The organism is Paenibacillus sp. AN1007, from assembly GCF_040702995.1.
Lineage (GTDB): Bacteria > Bacillota > Bacilli > Paenibacillales > Paenibacillaceae > Paenibacillus.
The window spans coordinates 2,348,521-2,368,742 of sequence record NZ_CP159992.1 but is presented as its reverse complement, the minus strand read 5'-3'; the positions used below and the strand labels follow the sequence as shown (position 1 = coordinate 2,368,742).

The window sequence follows — 20,222 nt, the reverse complement described above, 5'->3', positions numbered from 1 at the left end:
CATCACAACGTTTGCTAGAACATAGACAGGCAGGATAACAATAATAGAACTCGATATTTGTCGGTGGACAAGAACATGAGCCCATTAAAATCGCTAATTTAACGGCCTTCTTGTTTTATCGGTACTGGTTCTTGTACCGAGTCGAGGACAAGAACGATGTACCGGCTTGAAGAAACTGCATTAGATGAAATAAAGTATATTTCTAAAAACCAGCTGATAATTTAAGTTCCAAAGGGTTAGTATTTTGGCTGGAAAAGTTCGTTAGGCTTCGGTGGGTATGTTTCCGCAATACATATCCAAATATAAGAAAGTGAATAGAAAATAGCTAAGGACCCCGATGAAGATGGGGTCCTTAATTTGTTACACGGCTTGATTGACCTGCCAAATCGGCATATAAAATCACTCTGTTTGAATTTTTTTATTGCAAATCAAACTTTTTGAACAACCCGCCCGTCTTGCTTCCGTAAGGCAATTGCAATTGATGGTTACCCGCGCGGGCCCAAAGGAGTGTCTGATTAGATGAAAGTCGGCCGGAAGCTGGAAAAGCTTCTAATCCAATGCATTACCGAAAACCAAGAAAGAGCGTATCGACTGGCCTACAGCTATGTCCGCAACAAAGAGGATGCTCTCGACATCGTACAGGATGCCATCCACAAAGCGTTCATATCCATTGAAAACCTGAAGAATACGGGTTCATTAAAAAGCTGGTTTTTTCGGATCATAGTAACAACGTCTCTGGATTTTATACGGAAACAGAAAAAAGTCCAAATCATGGACGAAGAAAAACTGGAGGTTGTGCTGCCAAGCAGCCAAGACCATTATGCCGATCTGGATCTGGCAAGATCACTGAATGAGCTGCCGGACAAATATCGGATCTTGATTATCCTCCGCTTTTTTGAAGATATGAAGATCGAAGAAATAGCTGAAGTGCTTAACGAGAATATCAATACCGTGAAAACAAGGCTCTATCAAGGACTGCAGAAGCTTCGAGTGGACATGAGCGAGAAAGATCAAGAGGAGGAGAGACCATAATGGATGACAAGCTGAATAGGATGAGGCAGGAGTATGAGTCCATTCCTATTCCCGATGAATTAAATGAGATGGTGAACAGAACGATCGCCTCCCGGCGAACAAAAAGAAAGGTTATACCCTGGCTCGTAAGCGCTGCGGCTGCCTGCATCCTGCTGTCTGTCGGCGTAAACGCCAGCCCGGCCTTCGCCAAGGCGCTGTCTGAAGTGCCGGTGCTCGGGCAAATTGTCAAGGTGATCACCATTCGAGAATATGTTGAACAGAACGAAAACACCGATGTAAGTCTTAAAACGCCCGGCATTACCGGCACCGGGAATCCTGAACTGGAACAGTCCCTTAATACCAAATATGTGGAGGAAAACAAAAAGCTGTACGAGGGCTTCAAGAATGAAGTGGCCCAGCTGGAAAATGGTGGGGAAGGGCATCTCGGGCTGGAAAGCGGCTATGAAGTCGTCACCGATACGGATCGGCTGCTGACCCTCTCTCGTTATGTCGTCGAATCAGCCGGATCCTCCGCCGAATCCCGCAAATACGATACGATCGATAAAGTCAACCAGATCGTCATCACGCTGCCGAGCCTTTTCAGCGATGATCGCTATATTCAAAGGATCAGCGACAATATTAAAGAGCAAATGCGTCAGCAGATGAAGGACGACCCAAGCAAGGTTTACTGGGTTCAGCGACCTGGGATCGAGGCGGATATGCCGGAGGATGATCTGTTCCGCAGCATCGCGAAGGACCAGAATTTCTACATTAATCAGGACGGCAAGCTGGTCATCAGCTTCAATGAATATGACGTAGCGCCTGGCTACATGGGCGTTGCCCAGTTTACGATTCCGACGGACGCGATCCAAGACTTGCTCGTCAGCAACGAGTATGTCCAATAAGAGCCGTTTTGCTCCGCACAATCGCTCCTTAGCGAACTGTGCGGGTTACATTTCGGGAATTAAACAAACGAGCCCCACGTAAGATCGGGAAATCGCCTCTGGCGAGACGGTAATGGTCCGAATGCAACAACAACTTTACGACTAAATCTTTTATAATCACCAGGAGGTAATTACAATGAAAACGACACAGTATACAACAAAATGGACTAAAACCATAGCCGCGGCCGGATTGGCAGGCATTCTGATGGTGTCCGCTTCCGGGCTTTCTTCCGCACAATTCCATGCACAGGTCCAGGCCGCTTCCGGAAGCGGACAGAACATGGCTCCCGTGCTTTCCACGAAGATGGTGACAAGCAAGAAACTCCAATCATCTCAGAAATGGCTGAAGGCAGATATCACCATTCCCGTATTCCAAGGGCTCGCAGATACCGAATATCAAGATGAGCTGAATAATATCATTGAAACCCATGCCTCCAAGGATCTTGCAAAATGGGAAGAGGCCACCGCCGAAGCAGCCACCTTGGCCAAAAAGAATGGCTATACCATGCATCCCTACCAGCTGTTGATCCAATATGAGCTGACCTCGAACGGCTCGGACAACGGCCTGGTCTCCCTTAAAATCACCACGGAGGGGACCGGCATGAACAATCCGGAGGCACATGTCGACACATACAATTTCACGAATGAAACGGAGGCAAAGCGCGTAAAGCTTGAAGACCTGTTCGGCAATAAGTACGCATCCATTCTGGATGCGCATATTAACTCCGCAATCGCTGCAGACCAAGAGCTCTATTACAAAGGAGAGAACGGGTTTCAGAGTGTAGATCCCGAGCAGAGCTTTTACGTGAAGGACGGCTATGCATCCATCGTGTTCCAAAAATACAGCATCGCTCCAGGATCGACCGGCACGCCGGAATTTGCCGTGAAGATCCCGGACCAGAAAGACGTACACGGAGCAGTCCAATCGATCATTCTTTCCAGCCAGCATTACATCGGCAAAGACGGCAAGCTAATGGTGCCTTTAGCCAGCGTGCTGCGCCAGCTGAATTTCGACGTTACATGGAATGGCAAACGTAAAACCGCCGACATTTCCAAAGGAGCCCTCTGGAGCTCCATCAGCTTGAACAAGGACAGCTATTTTCTTGGAAAAAAAGCTCCCCGCAAGCTCGGTGCGGCACCGGAAATGAAAAATGGATACGTGTATGTGCCGCTTGAGTTCCTGTCCGAAATTCTGAATTTGAAGGCCATCCAAGACAAGCAAGGTCAGATCACGATCTCCAACGCAGGAAATTAAAAAACGCGCTTTCTTCCTTTTTGCACGCCCTCATATTCGATTACAGCAAAAGGCCGCCCGCAATCATTTGCGCCAGCGGTCTTTTTTCCTGTTGCGCGGCTGAATGGACCGCCAAATCACAGATAAGATCACATTGAAAAAAATTCTTTATGCAAGATCAAACTTTTCAAACAACTCCCCCGTCTTGCTTACGTGAGGCTATTGCAATTGATGGTTACCCGCGCGGACCCAAAGGAATGTCTGATTAGATGAGAGTCGGCCGCGAGAATCTCAGTACCGTGAAACCAAGGCTCTATAAGGACCACAGAAGCTTCGTGTGAACATGAACGAGGAAGACCAAGAGAGGAGAAACGATAATGCATAACAAGCTGAATAGGATAAAGCAGGAGTATGATTCCATTCCTATTCCCGACGAATTAAATGAGATGGTGGACAGAACGATCGCCTCCCGGCAAAGTTTTATTAATCTTATGTAAGAACAAGTTTAAAGATTGATCGTTAGCATAAATAACAAGATGATAGGACGTGAACGGTTTTTGAAATTACATCATGAATCAACAAAAGTTTACGGAAGTGGAATTCGCAAACGAAGAAAAAAAATTCGTTATGGAAAGTTCAGTTTGGTACTTATGAGTTTGATTCTCCTTGTTATGGGGATTACATACTCATTCAGCGGTATGGCACATTGGATAAAAACGATGGTTGCACCTCCACCCATTTCTGTTATTAAACAGCCTGCTCAATTAGGGCTCATTCAGGAATTGCCAAACGTAAAAGAACAACCAACGAGATTTTTCGGCCAAGTGAGGAAAGTGGCATATATTACCTTTGATGACGGCCCTAGCAAATACACGGGGCAGTTGCTGGACATTATGAACCAGTATGATGCTAAAGCTACTTTTTTTATGGTTGGAGAGAATCTGGATCACTACCCGGAAGCGGTGAAGCGTTTGGTGAAAGAAGGCAATTATCCCGGGCTGCATAGTATGACACATAGTTATAAAAAGTTATATAAGAGCGGAAGCACTGACAACTTTTTGAATGAGTTTAAAGAAGTACAGTATAAGGTCGAGGCATTGATTGGATATACACCACATCTGATACGCGCACCTTATGGAAGCAGCCCGCAGATTGGTGAGGCATTTAGAGGGGATATCGCGGCAGCAGGATTTAAAATGTGGGATTGGACTACGGACTCACTTGACTGGAACCTTCCCGGCCAGCCCAATAAAATTATATCCCGGATACAAAGAGGCGTACACCGAGATATAGAAGTGATTCTGATGCATGAACGGAAACAAACTGTAGAAGCTCTGCCACAAATTTTAAAGCTGCTGAAAGCAAAAGGCTATGAGTTTGAGGTTTACAATCCGAATGAGCATGTGGTCGTTAATTTCAGCCACGATCCTCGCTTGTAGTTCAACTTAGATAAATTAACAGTAAAAGAGGGAAAACCCGTGAACAATATAAGTAAAAAACGGACACATGCTGTTCTCATTATCGTATTACTCCTCCTACTTAACGGATGTGGAGAGCCTCAGGAGCCTGCGGTCAATCAGATTAACAAACTAGCTCAAAATAGTCAGGCCACCGACAAAGGTCTGGAGTCCCTTGCAAATCATGAACAAGAAGATATGAAATTATACAATGTTATTCTGAGTCAAGGGAAAGAGAAAAACAGTAACGTTACTGGGTTCCTCGATCAGGCAGCAGCTCATATTCAAGCGCGAAGAACTATTCTTGAACAAATAGAAAAAGCTAGTCTGAAGGCAGATGAACAAGCGAAATCACTTCAACAATCACTGTTAAAACATTCGTTTGAAAAAGAAGAAACACTTTCTCTCGCGGGCAAAGCTCTCGAACAATATGAGTCAAGAAACCAAACACTTCAGATGTTTATTGAAGCTTACGGACTAGGTTTGGATGCTGAAGAGCAAGTATACGGATCCATGAGAGAGCGTGCTAAAACGGATCTTAAAGAAATTAAACTTGCTATTCAAAAACGAAATGTTCTTTATGACAAATTGACTGAAATTCAAGAAAAGTTCAACTCACTGACCCAGGACTTTAACAGTTCACAAGAACAGCTGATCCAACTAAGCAGAGAAGGCTGAACCATTGTGAGTTAAAATACAAGGAACTTAGGAGTTTACGGATTATTGTCAAGGGACAAGGACATATTCCCATTAAAAGTCGCTATATTAGCGTCTTTTTTATTGTACCGCGTGTCCCGAGCCAAGGACAAAAAATTAGTCACAGTGCGGATTAGATGTATATCAAAATAGTGAATACAATGCTGCTTAAAGCCTCATTAAATATCATTATTTTTTTTTATTAAATTCTTAGTGAATCTCCCTGGAGAAATCCCAACCAGCTTAGTGAAACTTCGAATGAAATTCGCATAATCTCTAAAGCCCGATTGATAACATGCCTCTGTAATACTCATGCCCTCGGATAGATAATATTTAGACAGCTCTATACGGCGACTGTGAACATATGCTCGAATAGTAAGTCCTGTATGTTCTTTAAAGTGCCGACTGATATAAGTAGTGCTCATACATAAAGCTTCCGATAAATGTTTAAGTGTCAGCTCCCCCGCAAGGTTGGCTTCAATATAATCCATCGTATTTCGGACTAGTTTGGGCATTATATCTGTAGGAACAAAGCTTGTATTCTGAAACGCGAGATTTACCACCAGCAGCAATTGAGTAATCCGTACATTGGCTTGAATATCTGCTCCGTATTCATTTGACTTCAGAATCTGCTCAAGCTCTCCAGTTAATTGTAATACCTGTTGCAGTTGATCAGAATCAAGATGTATTATATTTCCCTTGCCCTTAGGACGAAAATCAAAGCATGCTGACAAGTTGGTCGTCGAGGTAGACAAACGGTTCAAATATGATTTTTTTAGATTAATGGTTATACGCTCATATTCGTTTTTGTCCATTGCAAAGGAACGGTGCATCTCCTCCGGGGTAAGAAGGATTAAGTCACCAGATTGTAGATGGTAACAACGGTTTTCGATGTAAAAATTTACATTTCCGCGGAGAAACAAATACAGCTCATATGCATTATGACGATGAAGGAACGTGCCCATGTTGTAAGTAGTTACGCGATGAAGATACATCATCTCAGTTTGAATGGGATCAAAAAGGTATTCGGAAGATTCATTCATACCAATCAAACATCTCCTTTTATTTCACGCAATAAATATAGCGATTTGTGCAATGAAATTGCAAATCTAAACCTATAAAATGTTATTATCCTAGCATGATGGATCAAAAAATGCAAGCGCTATCAGATATGTGTGGACACTTGATTGGAGGAGATTATGGAACTAATTTTTACTGCACGAAGCAGAACACAGATAAGTACGGACTATACATCTTTGACAGACAATCGTCTGGAAGCCGAAGTGGATCTAAAAGAAGGGTTAGGTAACGCAAAGGATCCTTGGTGTGCTGGGATAAGGATTCACAACTACGGAGAAATCGCATGGTCCGGGGTCATTCATGTAGAATTACCGTTTAAGAAGCAAAATCCACATTTTTTTCTGCCTGCATTTATGTACGGTCGCAACCGTGGAGAAGCACCGCAAAATGTTCCGAATGAGTTTCCGAGATTAAGGGAAGGCAATCCGTCTCGCCCTTCGTCGCCATGGTGGATGGTTCGAAGTGATCGGCTGTCACATCCGGCAGCACTGGTCTATGATGAGGGTCATGTGTATGGCATTTGTGCAAGTCCTTACTGGATCAGCAGTGGTAAAGACAAGAAACAGTGGCAACCCGGCTTGAAGGGAGAGTTTTATCAATACGGGGGATTTACTTGTTCCATTGAAAAAGGTACCGTTGGATACACATTGGGGTATGAGAATGCGCCATTATTATTTATCAAATCAAGGCTTGTACATGAACGTGCTGACCTTGCAGAAAATTGCTTCGAACTGGCTGCCGGAGAGACAGTTGAGTTCACATTAGACCTGTATAGTTACGAGTCAACATCAGAGCTTGGCATTAATTCAGTACTCGAAGCGATTTATGATCGGTATCATGAGCATCCGAGAAAAGGTAGTGATATTCGTACAACCGTATTCGATTTATCCAAAGCCATTTACGAATACGCTTGGCTGCCAGAGGATCGACATTACTCCACCTTTGTATATGAGGATGCTGAAACTGGAGGCTACCGGTACAATAAAATTATCTCAATCAGTTGGACGAATGGTATGGCCATAGCTGCACCAATGCTTATGGCTGCTCTACGGTTAAATGACGAACCCATGCGGCAGCAGGCGCTGTCTTGTATTACAAATATTATCGAAAATGCAATGAATCCTGAATCTGGTCTACCATATGATGCGTATCAGGATGGTACATGGCATATAAAGGGTTGGTGGTTCGATGGAATGCGGACCCCAGGACATTCTGCATACCTAGCAGCTCAGGCCATGTTCTATATCCTGAAGTGCTATGATTATGAGCTTCGAATTCGCAATCATAAGCACGATGATTGGCTTATATACGTCAAGCAGGTACTTGATCGTATGGAACGTACTAAAAATACAGATAAAGAGTATCCGATCATCTTGTCAGAGAGAACAGGTGCTGGCCTCGAATATGATGCGTTCAGCGGTGTCTGGTGTCTCGCTGCTATGGCTTACTATAAATGGTTAACCAAGGATTCATCGTCTATAAAGGAACTTAGACTAAGTGAAGCCCATTATTATGATACGTACGTCAAACATATGGAATGCTACGGCGCTCCTCTGGATGCGGATAAATCGGTTGATTCGGAGGGTATTTTGGCTTATATAAAAGCGGTTCGTTATTTACATGCATTGACTGGTGAGGAACTTTTCCTCGATCATATGAGAGACGCAATCTCTTATGAGTTCAGTTTTAAATTTTGTTACAATTCGCCGGTAAAGGTTCCACCGCTCAGTACATTGAATTGGTCAAGTTCCGGTGGAAGTGTCACTTCAGTAGCTAATCCACATATTCACCCTATGTCTAGTAACCTCGTAGACGAGCTGTTCTACTATCTACAGCAGCGGGAGGATCATTATATTTTTCAGCGTATGATGGACACGATAAACTGGGGATGTCAGACTTATAATCGCTATGATCAGGAATTCGGCTTTGGAAAAAAAGGATGGATGTCAGAACGTTTCTGCCATTCTGAAGGACTTGTCACCGAAAAATATGCAGATGGCACTCCCGCCAGTACCTGGTTCTGTCTGATGCCTTGGGCAAGCAGCTCAATCATCGAAGGATTAGCGGGTGATTATTGGGAATACACACAATCAGGAGTAAAACTTGATTAATGATACGAGTTATAGTGTCGGGGTACATGATCCCATTGAATCGCTATTTTAGCGGCTCTTTTATGTTATCGATGCAAGTTCGTTTTCCGAGTCAAGGACAAGAACCTGTACCGATTGCCGTAATGGACAAGATTATATTCCCTGCAGCTGAATTATGTGATCAACCAATACCCCTCAATATGCTAAATTAAGCGAATTTAAGGGTCTTTAATGAAAATAACAGCAGCATAGGAAACAACGAATCCGGTGCAAAATGGTTAAGCTCCTGCACAGGTTCAGCCACAAAATTCTGGTAATCTTCCCACTATAAATCAAACGCCGTATCTCGTGTCGAGATACGGCGTTTGATTTATTAACACATGAACCAGGACTGTAATGAAGTGAGCTTACAAACTAGGGATGCTCAGTTAAACTGGACAAAGGTACTGTCATTTCCTGCTCCGAGTTTCCGATCGGATAGATTCGGGCAGTTTCATCCTCATTAACATGCTGGATAAAGATCGGTGCATCCTGATAAGTTACATTTTTCATAATGGTCGATTCCGAAATTTCAATTGCTCTTTGTTTGTTCAACAAAATACCCCCCATTTTTGATTTCTTTACTTATTGCTGATAACGCTCCCTTTATGGCTGTCTTCCACTTTTATGATCTCCCATCTCATGCAAAATATTTGTCGATCAATGGATCGGCTGTTTTTGCTAAACGAATGAGCAGAACATAATATCAGAGAACAGGCATTGGAAATGAGCTTGTTGAATGTACAGAGAAAGCATTACACTTCTTCTCTTATTTGAAAAGCGATGTTGAGCTCCTCAATGGAGTCTATTTTTTTGGATTTCATTTCTTATAATCCTTTCAGAAATTCATTTTGTCATTAAAAACAAATTAAACATACTTTTAGAATGATTATAAATCATAATTTTTTTGTTGTAAATACAACAAAACAGGGAGGGGCTGAAGGACTGAGATTGATCCATGAACAATCAAGAAAGATATGCAATACAAAATAATTCCCCGATAAGCAGCCTTATGCAGGAACCTAAACTCGAAATCCTCCCGTTAGAAACGAAGGGGGATTTTATTTTTTAATCTGGCTTTCAAATGAAAGAGAAATCAATGTGATACCTGAACAAATATCCGTATTTTATAGTCGTCTGGATTCTTTTCTGCCCAATAGGTGAGCTGGTCCAATGCATACACATCTCCGATTACTTTCATTCCTTTACGTGCAATGTACTTTTTAATAACGGAATATGTTTGTGACATGCTATCGTATGAGCCTTTGTGATCTATAACTGCATATAAACCTGCAGGTTTAATAAACAGCTTTTCTTCAGAAATGGGGGCCTTTATTTGGTTAGCTATGTATTCAGGATAATAGTCCCTAGATTCAAATCGGTCTTTACTTATAATCGTCCAAATCGGAAATTCATGATCGATATAGCGTTTTTCACAATAGTCCCGATGTTCGGTTAATTTTTTGGCAAATTCCTTATCACCATCACCTGCATCCAGTTGGGTAGTTATAAAATATTCCTCTAAACATTCCAGAATCTTTGGTGAGTTTCGTAATTCTACTGCTGCTTCCTCTGTCATCTTGATGGCACTAGTCAGAATATTTTGCATTTGAGCTATCCTACGTTGTTCTCTTTCCAAATCCACCTGTTTTTCTTTTAACATATTTATTAATAGAGGAGTATTTTGCTTCTGGAGAAACACCTTGATTTCCTCTAGTGAACTCCCGGCTTTTTTGAGCACAATAATCAAATCAAGTACAAGACATTGTTGAACGGAATAATAACGGTAACCTTTGGAATTGACAAATTCAGGTTTTAACAGTCCAATATCATCGTAATGAAAAAGGGTGTGTTTAGTCACTCCGCAAGTTTTAGCTAGTTCACTGGTTGTGAAATATTCATTTGATATATTCGACATTTTTCTATCCTCCATGCCTCTATAGCTATTTATTGGTTGTACTGAGATTGTTTATTGACTATAGGGTTACCCTATACATTATAGTTCAAGATGTTACAGGTTTAAAATAATTCGTACGGAGGAAGATTACTTATGTCAACATTCAAACGCTGGATGATTCTAATCATTGTATCCAGTGCACTCTTACTCATCGTCATGGATATGACGATTCTTTACACGGCGATGCCAACATTAACACATGAATTGGGAGCGACTGCATCACAAAAATTATGGATTTTAAATGGTTACTCACTTGTTATGGCGGGTCTGCTTCCCGCAATGGGGACATTAGGAGACCGCCTTGGTTATAAACGGGTTTTCTTGATAGGTTTGATTATATTTTCAATTGCTTCGCTTACTGCGGCTTTTGCTCCCACCCCCTATGTTTTGATAGCGGGAAGGGTACTTCTTGCTGTTGGTGCATCGATTATGATGCCTGCTACCATGGCAATCGTCAGAGTTACGTTCACAGATCCGCGTGAGTTAGGCTTGGCTATAGGTATTTGGGGTGCTGTTGCCTCAGGAGGTGCAGGACTTGGGCCCATTGTAGGTGGACTTCTTCTCGAGTATTTCTCGTGGGGATCTGTATTCTTAATAAATTTACCCATCGCAATACTAGCATTTGTACTAACCATATTGCTGGTTCCAAAACATGAAGGTAATACAAGTAAAAAGTTTGACTTAACCAGTTCAATCCAAATCATGATTGCCTTGGTGACTCTAATTTATGCGATCAAGGAGTTTACTCGCCGCGAAGGTTCGGTAACTTTTGCAGTGATTGGAGCTGCTGTCGGCATTGCAGCACTTGTTATCTTTATACGTCGTCAGAACAGAAGTTCTGACCCACTTATTGACCTTTCATTATTTAAGATACCTCTGTTTGCCACGGGATTTATTACGGCATTGGTAGGTTTATTTGGTATGACGGGAATCCAATATATTGTGACGCAGCGCCTTCAATTAATAGAAGGTTTCAGCCCACTACTAGCCGGAGTATATACGTTAACGATCCCTTTTGCATCTGTCATTGCAGCTCCAGTGACCGGAATGCTCTTGAATCGCTTCAATGTTATTTATATCAAGAGTGCTGTTCTATTCATTACAGCAGCAGGATTGGGAATCTATCTTGCACAATTGGATTCGGACATTGCTGGGAAAGTATTTGGACTAGCCATTTTTGGAGTAGGCTTAGGTGGCGGGATGACTGCAGCTTCGCATTCTATAATGAGCAGCGCTCCGTATGAAAAGGCAGGTATGGCTGCATCTATGGAAAGTGTGGGATATGAAGTTGGTGGAGCTGCAGGAATAGCCATGATCGGAAGTCTATCAGGTCTTGTGTACACGTTAACCATGAAAATTCCAACAGGATTGAATGTTTCATTAAAGGTGAAAGATAGTTTGGATGAAGCTTTAATCGCAGCAGAAGGGATGTCTGGAACTGCCTCGGAAACATTGAAACAGGCCGCGCGATTTGCGTTTGATCAGTCCTTTTTTGCTGTTATTGCAGCCATTATTGTGTTACTGGTAGTTGCTTCATTAGGCATGCTATGGATTGGAACACGATCAAAGAAAAAACAGCTGAAAAATTCAATACAGTAAAGGCTGCAGATATCGTTCACAATCATTTTGCCTCCAGGGGCACATTATATGCCCTGGGGGTTTTACATATACAAATTGATACTACAAGCGGGGAATACACACATTCTGAAGTGTTTACGAGCTGAAGTACTTTTGATCCCAAAAAAAACAACATATTGCTCAACTGTCGCAGGACAAGAACTTGGTTCCTTTGCCGAAAAGGACAAGAACATTGTGTCAATACTCATAAGATTGTTATCTAAATATTTTCGAGTAAACAGCTTAAACATTTTTGAACATGATTTAACATTATTCTGGATTAAGAAGAATTACTTTTTTTCGCAGGACAGCCAATTTGGCCAGCCGGAAACATAACTCCCCAACTAAAATACCACCTAATATATCTGCAGCCACATGCTGTTTGACAAGTACCGTTGAAATAATGATAAGCAAGGAAATGCTTGCAATGTACACACGTATAGTAGGGTTAAAGACACGTCCACCTCTTAACATAAGGTAGCTTGTTAATACGTGAATGCTTGGAAAACAGTTATAAGGTTGATCTGTCGAATATACGAATTGAACTAATCGAGCGATAAATCCCGTTTCGTATTGCATGTCCGGGCGTTGAATGGATGTTTGAAATAAAGCAAAGAAAATATAGACATGATTAGTCCACTACATAATGCAATTAACGTTTGAAAGTAGACCATTCTGTTCCGAAATGCTATGGCGACCAATACCCCGGTAATAAAAGGATACAAATTAAATAAGGGACGATAAAACCTGGAATGAAGGGGATTAGAACGTCCAAGTTCGTCTGAAGACTAAACACTCGATCTCCTGCCCGGTTTAAGATTCCATAAAAAATATTTAAAATGGGGACTGCTAAAAGCCATAGTAGTGACAACCATTCTGATCTATTAATTCTCTTAACCGAGAATGTGGAATTTGCATTAAGTGGATAGATTTTAGTCGGAATCGATTTACTCGTGAAGCCAGAGATGTAGACCAATTAAGGGAGATATACAATTCAGGCTATACTACCAGATAAGCCCACGAGGGAATAAGGCTCTCAACAATACAATTTAATGTTGGAAATCATTACAATGTATCAAAAAATGGTGTCGGAGAATAATTGTAACAATAGCGTTTTTACGATTGAAGGAGTGCTTAACTTGCTAGATCATTTCATGATTCTAATCAGAAGTATCTCTGCCTTTTTACTTTTATTAGTTATCGCACGTATACTGGGGAAACAAACCTTGTCAAACATGAATTTTCATGAATTTGTCACTGCAGTAATCATGGGAGCGATTGCAGCTAATTTAGCTTTTAATGAGAAGATGGAAGTCATGCATCTAATCATATCGTTGATTGTTTTTACTTGTACCTCCTATCTGTTGTCTAAAATGAATCTAAAAAGCAGAAAATTACGTTTATTGGCTGAAGGTTCTCCAACTGTATTAATTGAAGGAGGAAAAATTATGGAGATTAACCTCGCAAAGAATAAACTTACATTAGATTCCTTGAACCAGATGTTAAGACAAAAAGATATATTTAATATCGAAGAAGTGGAATATGCATTATTGGAAGTAAATGGACAAGTTTCGGTGATGAAAAAAGCCGGTTACAGAGCAGCCACAGTTCAGGATGTACATAAAAAATCTGAACAGAAACAGGAACGTATGCCTGTGGAGCTAGTTATGGATGGAGTGGTATTAGTGATGAATTTGAAGTTAAATGGTATTTCAGATAAAGAGTTACTCATACAGCTTGAATCAAACAATAAGAACGTCAGTGATGTCTTCTATGCAGTCAAAGGAAGTGATGGAAGATTATATATCGATTATTATAAAGATCAATTAAAACATCCTGTTGATATAGAATAAAAAAGAAACTGAGGTGGAGCAACAATGTACCGTTTGTTCATAGTAGTACTTTGTATTTTTCTGCTGCTTGGAAGTACCAATACTGCTGGGGCGTCAGAGCTCTCTGATAGTTCTCTAGTACATGATCTTCAAAATGGTGGGTACATACTTTATATCCGACATGGAGATGCAACTGTAGGGGAAGATCAACATGATCTTAGTTTGACTGATTGCACTACACAAAGAAATTTAAACGCTCTCGGAAAGGAACAGGCTAAGAAGTATGGCAGTGCTATTCGAAAACTAAATATTCCAGTTTATATGCCCGTGGAAAGCAGCCCCTTATGTAGAACCGTCCAAACCGCTCAAACTGCTTTTGGTATACAAAATGTAAAAGTTAATGATTTCTGGCTGAATATATATAAACTCAGTCAAAATCCGAGCACTGAAACCATGAACAGTACACTACAAGATTTCAACAAAGAAGTTGAACAAATACCTCCAAGTCATTTCAACAGGGTAATTGTAGCTCATTCTTTTCCTCCAGGGTTAGGGCTGGGAGAACTCTCAAGTATGGAGACTGTTATTATACAACCTCTGGGAGATCAAAGGGGGTATAAGGTTATTGGGAAACTGAAAATAGAAGACGTTTTGCGGCTAGCCGGAATGTAATATTTATTCCTGCCCAAACTGGAGTACATGGTTCAATAAATTACGAGAAACCTGTTCTGAGACTTTGGAGGGAGAAACAAGTTGCTTCGCAGTGGGAGGCAGTATCAGTTGATGCTGCTGGTGAAGGCATGTATATCGTACGATGCGGATTAATCGGTGGGAACGATTGGATAAGGAAAACTAAACCTTGGTGTTTTATCTCAGTCCCATAAATGGGCCTGATTCGAAAGAAATGTTTAAAAATTAAAAAGGTCAAACTTTAGCTAACTATTTTGTCATAAAGAATGATACTCGTGTCTAGCAGTGATTTGAACTTAACTCCTTCATGGTAAATTCTGTTTGTGGCAGCTCATTGGAGGAACGGAACGTGAGAATTTGATCCTGTGTATTCCTTTGATTTATCTAGCAGATTTAATAAAATGGAGGGGTTCAAGTTATCGCCAAGGAATCGGGGTGACATCAAACTACCATTAGCCACGAACTAAATATAAGTTAACTCAGAGATAAATACGTTTTCATGAAGATCACAGTTGGATCGTTGAAACCGATGCTGCGACTGAACAAAAATAAGAAATAATTTTAGTCTGGGCTATCCGTCCAGGGGATATGAATTTTTAGTTGGAGAGTAAAGTCGGTAATCTTTATTGCCGACTTTTTTGGTGCCCTAAATCTCATTATATTCGCCATTGCTTATATAAGTGATTCATTATATGCTTATATCATTAAATAAAGCCGACAAGACTAATCACAGGGGGTGTACATATGGAACAAAGAATTCAGGAGATGGCTGAGGCATATAAGTTATTAGCTGATAAAACACGTTTGACCATTATTGCGCTACTTCAGGAACACGAACTTTGTGTATGTGATATCACTGACATTATTGGCATGTCACAACCAAACGCCAGTCAGCATCTTCGAAAACTAAAGGCAGCCGGTCTCCTTAATGAAAAGAAAAAAGGGCAGTGGGTGTACTACTCTCTTAATCCGGATGCAGAAGCATATGTTCAGTGTGTGTATCCGTATCTGCCATCCATGAAAGATAAAATAGCAGGATTGAATAACTGCTGCGGTCCTCAGGAGGAAGCATGACCATTATCGCGATATTAATCTTTTTGCTTACACTTACTTTTGTGATTTGGCAACCTATGGGACTTAATATTGGATGGCCAGCGTCAGCTGGAGCTGTCCTTGCACTTCTTTTTGGTGTCGTCAGTCTATCCGATGTAGGTACGGTTACAGGAATCGTATGGAACGCCACGCTTGCTTTCGTAGCTATTATTTTAATTTCACTGATTTTAGATGAAATTGGATTTTTTGAATGGGCTGCACTACACATGGCAAGGCTCGCAAGAGGTAATGGTAAGTTGATGTTCGTTTATGTTGTGCTGCTTGGAGCAGGGGTTGCAGCGTTCTTTGCAAATGACGGCGCTGCACTGATCTTAACGCCCATTGTGCTTGCTATGGTCCGAGCGCTCAAATTTGATCCAAAGATGATTTTACCTTTTATCATCGCTAGTGGTTTCATTGCAGATACAACTTCACTTCCGCTCGTCGTGAGTAACCTCGTCAATATCGTTTCTGCGGATTACTTCGGTATTGGCTTTGTGGAGTATGCGAGTCGTATGATTATTCCGAATTTCTTTTCAATATTGGCAAGTCTTCTGGTCCTGTTCTTATTCTTTAGAAAGAGTATTCCAGGCAACTACGAAGTCAGTCAGCTCAAAAAGCCAGCCGAAGCGATCAAGGATAAGAAACTTTTCAACATATCTTGGGTGATTTTAGCCGTGCTGCTGGTGGCGTACTTGATGAGCGAGTTCATTCAAGTTCCGGTGTCTGTAATCGCCGGTGTTATAGCCATCTTGTTTATTTTAGCTGCAAGGCAGAGTCGCGCTATTCAAACCTGGAAGCTCATTAAAGGAGCTCCATGGGCAGTCGTGATTTTCTCCATTGGTATGTACGTCGTCGTTTATGGACTGCGAAATGTGGGATTGACGGATGAACTTGGGAAGGTCATTCAAGCGATTGCCGACCAGGGGCTCTACATCTCCACACTTGGTATGGGCTTTCTAGCTGCACTATTGTCTTCGGTTATGAACAATATGCCGACAGTGATGATTGATGCGCTTGCTATTGATGGAACAAACACGCAAGGTGTCATCCGGGAATCGCTGATTTATGCCAATATTACCGGCAGTGACTTGGGTCCAAAGATTACACCGATTGGATCGCTCGCCACACTTTTGTGGCTGCATGTACTATCCCGTAAGGATGTAAAAATCACATGGGGAAGTTATTTCAAAATTGGAATTGTGCTCACCATCCCAACGCTCTTTATCACGTTAACAGGACTGTATCTGTGGCTATACCTGATTCATTCAACAAATATAAACGTTTGGTTAATGATTGCCGTAATCACAGCAGCATTGGTTGTTATTGCTATGGTCATAAAAACGTTGACTAACTCAAAAATGAGTGAAGCCAAAAAAATACAAGTAAGCCACACCAAAGATAAAGGAGATCAATAATCATGAACAAAAAACCCCTTGTTTACTTTTTGTGTACAGGAAACTCTTGCAGAAGCCAAATCGCCGATGGATTTTTAAAGGCACTTGGTAGTGACAAATATGAGGTGAGAAGTGCTGGATTAGAGGCGCATGGCTTAAATCCTCGTGCTGTTCAAACGATGAAAGAAGCTGGAATCGATATTTCGAATCATACATCGGATGTGATTGATCCTGAGATTTTAAAACAAGCAGACTACATCATCACGCTTTGTGGTCATGCCAACGATAATTGTCCCGTTGTACGTAATGACAAAGCTGAAAGATGGCACTGGGGCTTCGATGATCCGGCCAAGGCGACAGGTACAGAGGAAGAAATCACAGCTACATTCGCTGAGGTTCGTGATTCAATTAAAGCTCGTATCGAGCAATTTTTGAAAGAAGGTAAGTAAAATGGATCACGCAGAAAAGAAATACCATGCACTTAATGCTGAACAAGTTTTTATGGGCGGAGCTGCCGACGTAGAGGCAGTGGTTCTTAACGAAGGCTTTGAAGTCGTGGTCGATCTTCGGGAAGAAGCAACAGAGTGCGCGTATCCAGCAGATTATGTGAAGTGGGTAAAGGTTCCGCTTGATGACGATACGAAAGAATATGAAGCCGAGCTTTTCAAACAAGCCATTCATGAGGTTGTTGGAGCATATAATGCCGGCAAGAAGGTCGCCTTTCATTGTGTTTGGAAGCAAGGGTAGAACGGGAACTGTTGCAGCCGAATATTGTTAGAGTTAGTTAATCGATATGTACGCTTGGTAATTAAACACTCACACATTATGAGAGCCTTAGATTGTCCCGAGACAAGAACATTGTTCCATTCAAAGTCGCTAATATAGCGGCTTTTTTGCTTTAAGGAAGCAAGTTTTTGTCCCAAGCTGAGGACAAAAACTTGCTCCCTTTGCCGAAAAGGACAAGAACATTGTATCATTCCAGATTAGGTAATTATCTAAATAGCATTATGATGGAATCCTGTGGCGAGATAAAAGTTAATGAGTTGCACGGGAATGACGGCTCTTAGGAGAATGAATACTTCCATTTGTTCACGTAACAGCTTTACGGCTGTTTGTGCCATTTCCCGTTCATCCTGCTGCACATAAGCTGCATCTGAAAGATGTGGAATATCGAAAGATAGCAAATCGATATTTGAATGATCGTTCAGACGACTGATAGCGGCTGATGTAAGGCGTACAGTTTCTTCAGTCAGGGAAAAGGCTGCCGAAATTCCACTGTAGTCCTGCAAGTAGTCAATTACATAGTCTAATGCTTGCTCGCTGCGTAGAATTTCGAGAAGGATGTGACACCACAAACTCTTGTCAATCGAAATGCCTTGATCTGTGTACGCCTGCTCGAAGCCGATCGTGCGACCCATTCTCGAATTTGTTTGCAGAACGCTAGCTTTTTCAAAGAGCAGCATCTCCGCATAAACTTTATGATTTTATAATCAGTTGGTTATATAAAGCTTATTTCATATATATATTAATACGTCATGTGAAGCGCTTACAATATGGAATCTAAGAAGTTGTTGCGAAGGGGTCTTTTCTTTGAAAAGTTAGAATTAAGTTAAGGACGGTGTTGTCAAGATGGATTGTAACCGCTTAAATTAACAAAACTAACTAGTCAGCCGACTTTTCAAATGTATAACAAAAAAAGAGAGGATGACGAACAAATGAAAAAACGCAGTGCTTTAATCTCCATCGTTACACTCCTTATTATGTCAATTGTCTTTACTGCTTGTGGTAATCCTTCTGGTTCAAAAACGGAAACACAGCAATTAGGCGCTAATGCCGGTGAGAATGCAACAGAATTATCATTTTGGACATTCGTAGATTTGCACGGCAAGCATTTGGATAAAATGCTGGGGTTATGGAACCAACAGAACCCAGACAAACAGATTAAGTTGAATGTAACGGTTATGCCTTACGATGATATGCACAACAAGCTCTTATTGGCAGTTACAAGCGGAAAAGGTGCTCCTGATATCGCGGATATCGAGCTTGGTAAATTCCCTAAATTTTTGGAAGGTGACAACGTTCCCCTGGAATCTTTGAATGATGTATATGCACCATACAAAGACGCGGTTGTTCCTTCACGTGTCGAGATTTACTCCAAAGCCGATCAGGTTTATGGCTTTGATTATCACGTAGGTGCTGCGCTTGCTTTCTACAACACTGAAATTCTCGAACAAGCAGGTGTTGACTACAAGACAATCAAAACGTGGGAAGATTACAAACAAGCAGGTATCCAGGTTTACGAAAAGACTGGCAAGTACTTAGGTACTGCTGATACTTCAGCTTCGTTCCAAGCATCGCTGCTGCTAGCTCAGCAAAATGCTGATTTTACAGATGAAAATGGTAATCCAAAAGTGAATTCGCCTGAAATGATTAAAGCATTTGAAATGTTAGTCGATCTGCAGAAGAACAATGTTATTCATACGATCCCTGGCGGACAACCCGACACAGAAGAAGCAAAAGGCGAATATAACAAAGGCAACTACGCAAGTGCATTAATGCCTGAGTGGTACATGTCCCGCTTTGTAAACGAAATGAAAGACCTTAAAGGGAAGTATGCAATAGCTCCATTGCCTGTATTTGAAGAAGGTAATCCTCGTTCCGTTGGCTTAGGCGGTACTGGCACAGTTGTTACTAAGAATGGTAAAGACGTTCAGTTGGCAAAAGAATTTGTAGCCTTTGCTAAGCTTTCGAAAGAAGCTACTACTGAAATCTGGAATACACTTGGATTTGACCCAATCAACATGGAAGTATGGAAAGATGATGCAGTTACGAAAAACCCTGAAAATGAATACGTCCAATACTTTAAAACAAATGCATTTGATACTTTGAATGAAATCAAGGACGAAATTAGAGTGATAAAGTCCGTTAAAGCTTCACCAACCATCGGCAATATATTCAATACGGTTACTTTGAATGCGATCTTTGAAGATGGCCAGGACGTGAAGGAAGCGTTGGATGAAGCACAAGCAGCAATTGAACAAGAATTGAAATAAATATAATAAGCAAATGATTCGATTAAACCTGTT

Annotated in this window: 19 protein-coding genes; 14 read left to right on the top strand and 5 right to left on the bottom strand. The window is 41.4% G+C overall.

What is annotated here, in order from left to right; genetic code table 11:
- The first annotated feature begins 519 nt into the window (after window positions 1-519).
- From ABXS70_RS10625 to ABXS70_RS10605, 5 genes are all read left to right on the top strand, one after another.
- A complete protein-coding gene (locus tag ABXS70_RS10625; protein ID WP_342551256.1) occupies window positions 520-1,032 on the top strand; it encodes an RNA polymerase sigma factor in 513 nt (170 codons plus the stop codon).
- Window positions 1,032-1,916, top strand: coding sequence for a DUF3298 domain-containing protein (locus tag ABXS70_RS10620; RefSeq protein WP_342551257.1), 885 nt, complete (start codon window positions 1,032-1,034; stop codon window positions 1,914-1,916). Before ABXS70_RS10625 ends, ABXS70_RS10620 begins: the two co-directional genes overlap by 1 nt.
- A 175-nt stretch (window positions 1,917-2,091) precedes the next feature.
- Window positions 2,092-3,210 carry a stalk domain-containing protein gene (locus ABXS70_RS10615; protein ID WP_342551258.1) on the top strand — a complete coding sequence of 373 codons (1,119 nt, stop codon included), beginning with the start codon at window positions 2,092-2,094 and terminating at the stop codon, window positions 3,208-3,210.
- Between the two features lie 536 nt (window positions 3,211-3,746).
- A complete protein-coding gene (locus ABXS70_RS10610) occupies window positions 3,747-4,628 on the top strand; it encodes a polysaccharide deacetylase family protein (RefSeq protein WP_366295673.1) in 882 nt (293 codons plus the stop codon).
- A gap of 39 nt (window positions 4,629-4,667) precedes the next feature.
- Window positions 4,668-5,324, top strand: a complete 657-nt coding sequence (locus tag ABXS70_RS10605; RefSeq protein ID WP_342551260.1) for a YkyA family protein — start codon at window positions 4,668-4,670, stop codon at window positions 5,322-5,324.
- A 197-nt stretch (window positions 5,325-5,521) separates the two neighbouring features.
- Here ABXS70_RS10605 and ABXS70_RS10600 read toward each other — a convergent pair whose 3' ends face one another.
- Window positions 5,522-6,385: an AraC family transcriptional regulator gene (locus ABXS70_RS10600; protein WP_366295671.1), complete on the bottom strand. Its 864-nt coding sequence runs from the start codon at window positions 6,383-6,385 to the stop codon at window positions 5,522-5,524.
- A gap of 156 nt (window positions 6,386-6,541) precedes the next feature.
- Here ABXS70_RS10600 and ABXS70_RS10595 point away from each other — a divergent pair, with 156 nt between their 5' ends.
- Window positions 6,542-8,533 carry a hypothetical protein gene (locus tag ABXS70_RS10595; RefSeq protein ID WP_366295669.1) on the top strand — a complete coding sequence of 664 codons (1,992 nt, stop codon included), beginning with the start codon at window positions 6,542-6,544 and terminating at the stop codon, window positions 8,531-8,533.
- A gap of 393 nt (window positions 8,534-8,926) precedes the next feature.
- Here the strand turns inward: ABXS70_RS10595 and ABXS70_RS10590 are convergent, their stop codons facing one another.
- The gene (locus tag ABXS70_RS10590) at window positions 8,927-9,106 is read right to left on the bottom strand and encodes an H-type small acid-soluble spore protein (protein WP_272038093.1); all 180 of its coding nucleotides are present in this window, start codon (window positions 9,104-9,106) and stop codon (window positions 8,927-8,929) included.
- Between the two features lie 541 nt (window positions 9,107-9,647).
- Window positions 9,648-10,469, bottom strand: a complete 822-nt coding sequence (locus tag ABXS70_RS10585; RefSeq protein WP_366295667.1) for a MerR family transcriptional regulator — start codon at window positions 10,467-10,469, stop codon at window positions 9,648-9,650.
- A 132-nt stretch (window positions 10,470-10,601) separates the two neighbouring features.
- Here ABXS70_RS10585 and ABXS70_RS10580 point away from each other — a divergent pair, with 132 nt between their 5' ends.
- Window positions 10,602-12,107: an MFS transporter gene (locus ABXS70_RS10580; RefSeq protein ID WP_342551264.1), complete on the top strand. Its 1,506-nt coding sequence runs from the start codon at window positions 10,602-10,604 to the stop codon at window positions 12,105-12,107.
- A gap of 288 nt (window positions 12,108-12,395) precedes the next feature.
- Here ABXS70_RS10580 and ABXS70_RS10575 read toward each other — a convergent pair whose 3' ends face one another.
- Entirely contained in the window at window positions 12,396-12,704 is a 309-nt protein-coding gene (locus ABXS70_RS10575) for a phosphatase PAP2 family protein (protein ID WP_366295665.1), read from the bottom strand.
- Window positions 12,705-13,195: 491 nt separating this feature from the next.
- On the opposite strand from ABXS70_RS10575, the gene ABXS70_RS10570 reads away from it, so the two are divergent.
- The 6 genes from ABXS70_RS10570 (at window position 13,196) to ABXS70_RS10545 (ending at window position 17,883) form a co-directional block, all read left to right on the top strand.
- Entirely contained in the window at window positions 13,196-13,978 is a 783-nt protein-coding gene (locus ABXS70_RS10570; RefSeq protein WP_342551266.1) for a DUF421 domain-containing protein, read from the top strand.
- A gap of 24 nt (window positions 13,979-14,002) precedes the next feature.
- A complete protein-coding gene (locus tag ABXS70_RS10565; RefSeq protein ID WP_342551267.1) occupies window positions 14,003-14,629 on the top strand; it encodes a histidine phosphatase family protein in 627 nt (208 codons plus the stop codon).
- Window positions 14,630-15,391: 762 nt separating this feature from the next.
- Complete coding sequence (locus ABXS70_RS10560) at window positions 15,392-15,721, top strand: metalloregulator ArsR/SmtB family transcription factor (protein ID WP_366295662.1); 330 nt, start codon at window positions 15,392-15,394, stop codon at window positions 15,719-15,721.
- Window positions 15,718-17,157, top strand: coding sequence for an arsenic transporter (locus ABXS70_RS10555; RefSeq protein ID WP_366295660.1), 1,440 nt, complete (start codon window positions 15,718-15,720; stop codon window positions 17,155-17,157). Before ABXS70_RS10560 ends, ABXS70_RS10555 begins: the two co-directional genes overlap by 4 nt.
- Window positions 17,158-17,159: 2 nt before the next feature.
- Window positions 17,160-17,585, top strand: a complete 426-nt coding sequence (gene arsC, locus ABXS70_RS10550; RefSeq protein ID WP_342551269.1) for an arsenate reductase (thioredoxin) — start codon at window positions 17,160-17,162, stop codon at window positions 17,583-17,585.
- A 1-nt stretch (window position 17,586) separates the two neighbouring features.
- Window positions 17,587-17,883 carry a hypothetical protein gene (locus ABXS70_RS10545; protein ID WP_366295658.1) on the top strand — a complete coding sequence of 99 codons (297 nt, stop codon included), beginning with the start codon at window positions 17,587-17,589 and terminating at the stop codon, window positions 17,881-17,883.
- 248 nt (window positions 17,884-18,131) lie between these two features.
- Here ABXS70_RS10545 and ABXS70_RS10540 read toward each other — a convergent pair whose 3' ends face one another.
- Window positions 18,132-18,599 (bottom strand): hypothetical protein, encoded by a 468-nt coding sequence (locus ABXS70_RS10540; protein WP_366295656.1) that lies wholly within the window; start codon window positions 18,597-18,599, stop codon window positions 18,132-18,134.
- 252 nt (window positions 18,600-18,851) lie between these two features.
- Between ABXS70_RS10540 and ABXS70_RS10535 the strand changes: the two genes are divergently transcribed.
- Entirely contained in the window at window positions 18,852-20,189 is a 1,338-nt protein-coding gene (locus ABXS70_RS10535) for an extracellular solute-binding protein (RefSeq protein WP_366295654.1), read from the top strand.
- Window positions 20,190-20,222 lie beyond the last annotated feature (33 nt).

Bases quoted from the DNA above. Each gene is read 5' to 3' on its own strand.
- ABXS70_RS10625 (WP_342551256.1), top strand. From the start codon at position 520: ATGAAAGTCGGCCGGAAGCTGGAAAAGCTTCTAATCCAATGCATTACC.
- ABXS70_RS10620 (WP_342551257.1), top strand. From the start codon at position 1,032: ATGGATGACAAGCTGAATAGGATGAGGCAGGAGTATGAGTCCATTCCT.
- ABXS70_RS10615 (WP_342551258.1), top strand. From the start codon at position 2,092: ATGAAAACGACACAGTATACAACAAAATGGACTAAAACCATAGCCGCG.
- ABXS70_RS10600 (WP_366295671.1), bottom strand. From the start codon at position 6,385: ATGAATGAATCTTCCGAATACCTTTTTGATCCCATTCAAACTGAGATG.
- ABXS70_RS10595 (WP_366295669.1), top strand. From the start codon at position 6,542: ATGGAACTAATTTTTACTGCACGAAGCAGAACACAGATAAGTACGGAC.
- ABXS70_RS10585 (WP_366295667.1), bottom strand. From the start codon at position 10,469: ATGTCGAATATATCAAATGAATATTTCACAACCAGTGAACTAGCTAAA.
- ABXS70_RS10580 (WP_342551264.1), top strand. From the start codon at position 10,602: ATGTCAACATTCAAACGCTGGATGATTCTAATCATTGTATCCAGTGCA.
- ABXS70_RS10575 (WP_366295665.1), bottom strand. From the start codon at position 12,704: ATGCAATACGAAACGGGATTTATCGCTCGATTAGTTCAATTCGTATAT.
- ABXS70_RS10570 (WP_342551266.1), top strand. From the start codon at position 13,196: ATGTATCAAAAAATGGTGTCGGAGAATAATTGTAACAATAGCGTTTTT.
- ABXS70_RS10565 (WP_342551267.1), top strand. From the start codon at position 14,003: ATGTACCGTTTGTTCATAGTAGTACTTTGTATTTTTCTGCTGCTTGGA.
- ABXS70_RS10560 (WP_366295662.1), top strand. From the start codon at position 15,392: ATGGAACAAAGAATTCAGGAGATGGCTGAGGCATATAAGTTATTAGCT.
- ABXS70_RS10555 (WP_366295660.1), top strand. From the start codon at position 15,718: ATGACCATTATCGCGATATTAATCTTTTTGCTTACACTTACTTTTGTG.
- arsC (WP_342551269.1), top strand. From the start codon at position 17,160: ATGAACAAAAAACCCCTTGTTTACTTTTTGTGTACAGGAAACTCTTGC.
- ABXS70_RS10545 (WP_366295658.1), top strand. From the start codon at position 17,587: ATGGATCACGCAGAAAAGAAATACCATGCACTTAATGCTGAACAAGTT.
- ABXS70_RS10540 (WP_366295656.1), bottom strand. From the start codon at position 18,599: ATGCTGCTCTTTGAAAAAGCTAGCGTTCTGCAAACAAATTCGAGAATG.
- ABXS70_RS10535 (WP_366295654.1), top strand. From the start codon at position 18,852: ATGAAAAAACGCAGTGCTTTAATCTCCATCGTTACACTCCTTATTATG.